3 protein-coding genes and 1 rRNA gene are annotated in these 6,002 nt (G+C 63.3%); 1 reads left to right on the plus strand and 3 read right to left on the minus strand.

Annotation, left to right across the window (positions count from 1 at the left end; genetic code table 11):
* Positions 1-41 precede the first annotated feature (41 nt).
* Positions 42-154: ribosomal RNA gene (gene rrf / locus B0920_RS25205) — 5S ribosomal RNA — on the plus strand.
* 150 nt (positions 155-304) lie between these two features.
* Here rrf and B0920_RS25210 read toward each other — a convergent pair.
* The 3 genes from B0920_RS25210 to B0920_RS25220 all read right to left on the minus strand — a co-directional run bounded on the left by B0920_RS25210 (position 305) and on the right by B0920_RS25220 (position 5,530).
* The gene (locus tag B0920_RS25210; protein WP_078035456.1) at positions 305-1,900 is read right to left on the minus strand and encodes a response regulator; all 1,596 of its coding nucleotides are present in this window, start codon (positions 1,898-1,900) and stop codon (positions 305-307) included.
* Between the two features lie 27 nt (positions 1,901-1,927).
* On the minus strand, positions 1,928-4,864 hold the full coding sequence (locus tag B0920_RS25215) for a response regulator (RefSeq protein WP_078035457.1): 2,937 nt from the start codon (positions 4,862-4,864) through the stop codon (positions 1,928-1,930).
* A 255-nt stretch (positions 4,865-5,119) separates the two neighbouring features.
* Entirely contained in the window at positions 5,120-5,530 is a 411-nt protein-coding gene (locus B0920_RS25220; protein ID WP_078035458.1) for a DUF2061 domain-containing protein, read from the minus strand.
* Positions 5,531-6,002: the final 472 nt, after the last annotated feature.

Raw genomic sequence — 6,002 nt, forward strand, 5'->3', positions numbered from 1 at the left:
CAGAGCCGTAGCGAAAACCGCTGCGACTCGTACAAGTTATGCCTGATGACCATAGCAAGTCGGTCCCACCCCTTCCCATCCCGAACAGGACCGTGAAACGACTTTGCGCCGATGATAGTGCTGCAACCAGTGTGAAAGTAGGTTATCGTCAGGCTAGTTATATGAAAAAGCCCGCTCAGTGATCTGAGCGGGCTTTTTTGCTTTGTGGCCGCCGTGAGCAGCGCGGCCGGTATCTCAATATGCGCCGGCGCTAGACGTAAAAAAGCCCGCGAACATCCGCGGGCCTCGAGTGGGGTTACAAGACTCACTCTTGCAGCAAGCGCTGCACCACCCTGCTCATCTCATCCAGGCGATAGGGCTTCGGCAGCATCGGCACGCGCCGGAACACCCCATCTTCTCTGTCCACCTCTCCCGGATATCCCGATGCGAACAGCACCTTGGCCTCCGGCAGATGCTCCGCCATCGCCTGCGCCAGTTCATGCCCACGCACGGCGCCGGGCATCACGATGTCCGTGAACAGCAAATCGATCGGCAGCCCTTGCCGGATCAGGCGCAAGGCCGTTTCCCCATCCGCAGCCTCGAGCACGTACAGGCCCAGCTTGCGCAGCACTTCCACGCTCGCCGCCCGCACCGAAGCCTCGTCCTCGACCACCAGCACCGTCGGTACGCGGCGCGGCGGTGCTTCCGCGGCCAGCACGCTGTCTTCCTCCAGCGCGGCCAGGGCAGGGAAGTACATGCTCACTGTCGTTCCCACGCCGGGCGCGCTCGACAGCTCGATATGCCCGCCGCTTTGCTTCACGAAGCCGAACGCGAGGCTCAGCCCCAGGCCGGAACGCCGCTTTCCCGTCCTGGTCGTGAAGAAGGGTTCGAAGGCGCGTCGCTGGACCTCGTCCGACATGCCGGTGCCATCGTCCCGGACGGCGATGCAAACATAATCCGCGTCCGCGCCTTCTTCATCGCCGGGCGAGCCGCCAAGGCTCACCTCGAACACCAGGGTGCCGTCAGGGCCCATGGCCTCGATTGCATTTTCGACCAGGTGCAGCACCGTCTTCTCGAATTGAACCGGATCGAGCGACACCATCGGCACGCCCGCATCCACATACATCTCCAGCCGCCGCCCGCCCAGCAGGCGATGCAGCGCGCATTCCATGCTGCGCAGGTGCGCGCCTGCGTCCATGACGACCGGTTCCAGCGCCTGGCGTCGTGCGAAGGCCAGCAGTTGCGAGGCCAGCCTGGCGCCGCGGCGTACGCCTTCGGACGCCGCATCGACGCGGCGCACCGTTTTCTCGTCGGTCCGGTGCGCCACGCGCAGCAATTGCAGGTGGCCGTTGATCAGTTGCAGGACGTTGTTGAAATCATGCGCAATGCCGCTGGTGAGTTCGCCGATCGCTTCCATCTTCTGCGCGTCGTGCAGCGAATCCTGCGCTTCGGCCAGCTCGCGTGTGCGCTCGAGCAAAGCCGCCTGGCTCGTCTCCAGCGCCTGACGCGCCAGGTCGCGCTCGCGCGCCGCGTGGTAAGCGCGCGAGTGAGCGCGCACACGCGCGGCCAGCTCGATACGGTCCGGCCACTTGACTAGGTAATCCATCGCTCCCGCCGCGAAGCCCTCTGCCTTCACATGCGGGTTCTCGTTCGAAGACAGCATGATGATCGGCACCTGCGCGCTGGACGGCGCGAGCTTGAGCGCACGGATCACGCTCAGGCCGTCGACGAGTGGCATGTGCAGATCAACCATGATCAGGGTCGGCGCAAAGGTATCCGCCACTTCGCAGGCGCGCACCGGCTCGCTGAGGTATTCGATGCGCATCTCGGCTTCGTCCGCGAGCATGCTCTTCAGGAGTTCTGCATTGAAAGGCTGGTCGTCGATGAGCAGGATGCGATGGTCGATGTTCGGATTGAGCATAAGGGTGAGGCAGTGAATACGGGCCGGTCAGTGCAGGCTTGCCGCACGTCGGGGCCGGGCGGCATGCGCGATGCTCAATTCGAGCTGCGGCAGGTCGTATGGTTTCGGCAGCAGGATGACGCCGCTGTCCGCAGGGAGCTTGACGTTGTTCCCCTCGCCCGAGGCGAGGATCACCGTGAGCGCCGGCTGTGAGGCGATCGCCCGCGTAGCCAGTTCGATCCCCGACAGGCCGGGCAGGTTCAGGTCGGTGAACAGGATGTCGACGTCGCTCTCCTTGAGCAGCGCCAGTGCGTGTTCGGCCGATCCGCTGCCGCTTGCTTCGTGCCCGAGGGCCGACAGCAGTTCGCAGGCGAGTTCGCGCGTGTCAGGATCGTCCTCCACCACCAGGATGCGGCGCCCCGCTTGTCCATTCCCGGTCAGGTCCTGGTGCGCCACGCGGTCCGCAGCCACCACAGGCGGCGTCCGCCCTAGCTGCTGCCGCACCGCGCGCGCCAGTTGCTCGCGGCTGTAGGGCTTGGGCAGCAGTTCGATATCGTCGTCAAGCTGCCGGTCCGGCAACTGGCCCGAGGTGAGCAGGATCGCCGTGTCCGGCGCGACGACGCGGCTGCGCTCGATCAGCGATACCCAGTCGACCGCGCCCGGCATCGACAGGTCGGTGAACAGCAGGTCGACCCGCACGCCGCTCTGCAGCACGGCCAGCGCCTGCTGTGCGTCGCCGGCGCGCAGCACGTGGTAGCCCAGGCTGGTGAGGACATCGGTGGTTGTGGCCACCACCGCCGCATCGTCGTCGACCACGAGCACGGTTTCGCCGTTGCCATGCACCGCCGCGCTGTCCGGCGCGCGCGCTTCCACCGCTTCGCCGAGGGCGCGCGGCAGGTAGATCAGGATCGTCGTGCCCTGGCCCGGCCGGCTCTGGATCCGGATCTCGCCACCGCTTTGCTTCACGAAACCGTAGACCATGCTCATGCCCAGCCCGGTGCCCTTGCCCGGCGCCTTGGTGGTGTAGAAGGGGTCGAAGATCTTTTCGACGATCTCCGGCGGCATGCCGCAGCCGGTGTCGTTCATCGCCAGGCAAACGTGCTCGGCGCCATCGGCTCCGTCGGGTGCGGCGTTGGACAAACTGATCGTCAGGCGTCCCACGCCATCCATCGCGTCGCGCGCATTGATCGCCATGTTGAGGATGGCGTTCTCGAGCTGGTTCTGGTCCACCTCGACGTTCCATAGTCCGGCCGGCTGGTGGATGTCGACCACGATGCGGTCGCCGAGGGCGCGCAGCAGCAGCGATTCCATGTCGCCGAGCAGGCGGCCCAGGTGGGTCGCCACCGGCTGGAGCGGCTGCTTGCGCGCGAAGGCCAGCAGTTGCGAGGACAACTTGGACCCGCGCTCGACGGCGGCGATGGCACTGGCGATGCGCGCGCCCGGCAAGCCGCCCAGGCCATCGAGTTCCATCAGCTGCAGGTTGCTCGAGATGATCTGCAGGACGTTATTGAAGTCGTGCGCCACGCCGCTTGCCAGCTGGCCCACCGCTTCCATCTTCTGCGCCTGGCGCAGCGCATCCTCGGCCTTGACGCGCTCGGTTTCCTCCAGCACCACTTTGAGCTCGAGCGACTGGTTCAATGCGTGCAGGGCGGCTTGCGCTTCGCGCAGGTCTTCTTCGATGCGCTTTCGTTCGGTGATGTCAAACGCCGCCCCGAGATAACGTCGTTCGCCACCCTTCGTTCCCGTCACGGCCTGGCCGCGGCGCGCGATCCAGCGCTTCTCGCCCGTGTCGACGCGCGTGATCATAAATTCCGCGTAGCCGATCGGATTGTCATATTGCTCGAGCCGGCTTGGACCGGCCATGTGGCGGTGCGCCGGCTCTACCTGGTTGACCAGCATCGACGCCGTGACATCCGTATCCGGCGTGAAGCCCCACAAGCGGCGGTAGGCCTCGGAAACCACGACCTTTCCCGTGTTGGGATACCACTCGAAGGTGCCGATCTCGCCTACCTCCTGCGCGACGCGCAGCCGCTCCTCGGTCAGCGCGTGGTCGGTGACGTCGATGCCTTCGACGAAGATGCCGTGGGTGTTCCCGTGGCCATCCTTCAGCGGCTGGTACACGAAATCGAGGATGCGGCGCTCCATTGCGAGGCCGTCGGCACTGACCAGCTGCACGTCGACGCTTCGCCCGTGGAAGGGTTCGCCCTCGCGGTAGACCTGGTCGAGCAAGTCGACAAAACCCTGCTCGACCACCTCCGGCAGCGCCTCGCGTACCGGCTTGCCAATGATGGGGCGGTGCTGTACCAGACGCAGATAGGAATCGTTGGCCAGCTCGATGACATGATCCGGCCCGGTGACCACGGCCATGAAGCTGGGCGCCTGGCGGAACAGGGTATTCAGGAAGGCCATGTCGCCGACCAGCTTGTCGTTGGTCTGCTCCAACTGGACCCGCAGGGCGTCGAGGCGCGTATTCACCTGTTCCAGGTGCCGGCCTTGCCGTTCGCGCTCACGCTCGCCCTGCACGCGCGCAGTGGTCTCGATGATGGTCGCGAGCAGGCCGCGTACCTGACCGTGTTCATCCATCGCCGGCGCGTAATACAGATCCACCCAGATGTCTTTCGGCTCGCCGTTGTGCGCGAGGACGAAGTGGCGGTCGCGAAACACGCTGACCTCGCCGGCGTAGGCCGCGTCGAGCACCGTTTGGTTAAAGTCGCGTGCGTCCGGCCATGCCTCATGCACCGACATGCCGAGCGCTTGTGGATGCTTGTCGCCGGCGATGAGGGCGTAGGCGTCGTTATAGAGAAGGGTGTTGTCATCGCCCCAGAGCAAGGCCATGCCGACCGGGGAGCGCAAAATGGTTTCGGTGAGGATGCGCAGCGTGGCTGGCCATGAGTCGATGGGGCCGAGCGCGGTGCGACTCCAATCGCGCGTGCGGATCAGTTGTGCGGTTTCGCCATCGCATGCCGGCCAAACGAGCTCACTCATGACTGCCTCATCGGGTTAAGACCGAATCGCCGAGCCGCAGCGCTGACGGTACTAGGGTTGGGGCAGTAGTGTAACACCGGAAACGGTACCGCTAGACACAGTCCGGATAGAAATATAGGTATATGCAGCTAATGAATATGCCGGTGTACTTACAGCGCATTTAACTCACGATGCGCCTGGCGGTATTGACCAAGGCGTTAGGGCTGGAGGTGGCCAACGCCATCTGCGAAAGCCGCCGCAAGGCGGCCGCCGCACTTAGGCGGCGCTGGCCTGGCGGCTCAGGCGCAACTCGAGGTTGTGCCAGAAGCGGTCGTGGATCGGCAGCAGCAGGACGTTGCACACCGGTTCGAGTACGGCGGCCATGCCGCCGAAGGCGAGGGAGCCGGTCGCAAAATACATGACGGTAAATGCCACGATCATGTGCATCGCCGTCTGGCTGATTTTCTCGGCAGCGACGGCGGCGTAGCGCTGACGCTCCGTCGCCGCTCGCTGGCGATAAGCGGCCCATGCCTTTTCATGGAAGGGCAGGAGCAGCACGTTGATCACCGGTTCGATGATGATGGCCAGGCCGCCGAAGACGACAGAGCCGGTCATGGCATAGGCAATCGCAAAGGCGATGGTCATGTGGGTCACGACCTGACTGGTTTTTTTCGCTGCGACGACCATGGTGGGGCTCCTTGCTAATCACTACAGTAGGTACAGATGATAGTGATTCTCGTTTATAGCGAAAAGCAAAATGATTTGAAGGGAGCGATAGATTCCCACTATTGATGAGCCTGACTTAAGCCTGGCTGAAGCGTTGTCGCGGAAGCACAAACCCGCTTGCGGGACGTGTCATGGATTTGTTATAGTTTCGTTTCGCCCGACGCAAACGCAGTCGCAAGACGAAGCGAGCTGAAGGTGGAGGTAAAAAGAAGTTGACGAGGAACGCAAAACACCGCATAATCTCGCTTCTCTGCTGCTGACGAACACAACGCTTCGTCGACAACGCGGCAAGACAGAATCCGAAGTTCTTTAACAATCAACAGTCGATAAGTGTGGGCGTTTGATGAAGGTGCCAGTGACCTCGGTCACTGATTACTTAAATTATCAAATGTTCACAAAAAATACGAACCTTCTCGAAAGAGAAGAATCGTCA

Origin of the sequence: Massilia sp. KIM (assembly GCF_002007115.1) — a bacterium.
Taxonomy (GTDB): Bacteria; Pseudomonadota; Gammaproteobacteria; order Burkholderiales; family Burkholderiaceae_D; genus Telluria.

Bases quoted from the DNA above. Each gene is read 5' to 3' on its own strand.
- B0920_RS25210 (WP_078035456.1), bottom strand. From the start codon at position 1,900: ATGCTCAATCCGAACATCGACCATCGCATCCTGCTCATCGACGACCAG.
- B0920_RS25215 (WP_078035457.1), bottom strand. From the start codon at position 4,864: ATGAGTGAGCTCGTTTGGCCGGCATGCGATGGCGAAACCGCACAACTG.
- B0920_RS25220 (WP_078035458.1), bottom strand. From the start codon at position 5,530: ATGGTCGTCGCAGCGAAAAAAACCAGTCAGGTCGTGACCCACATGACC.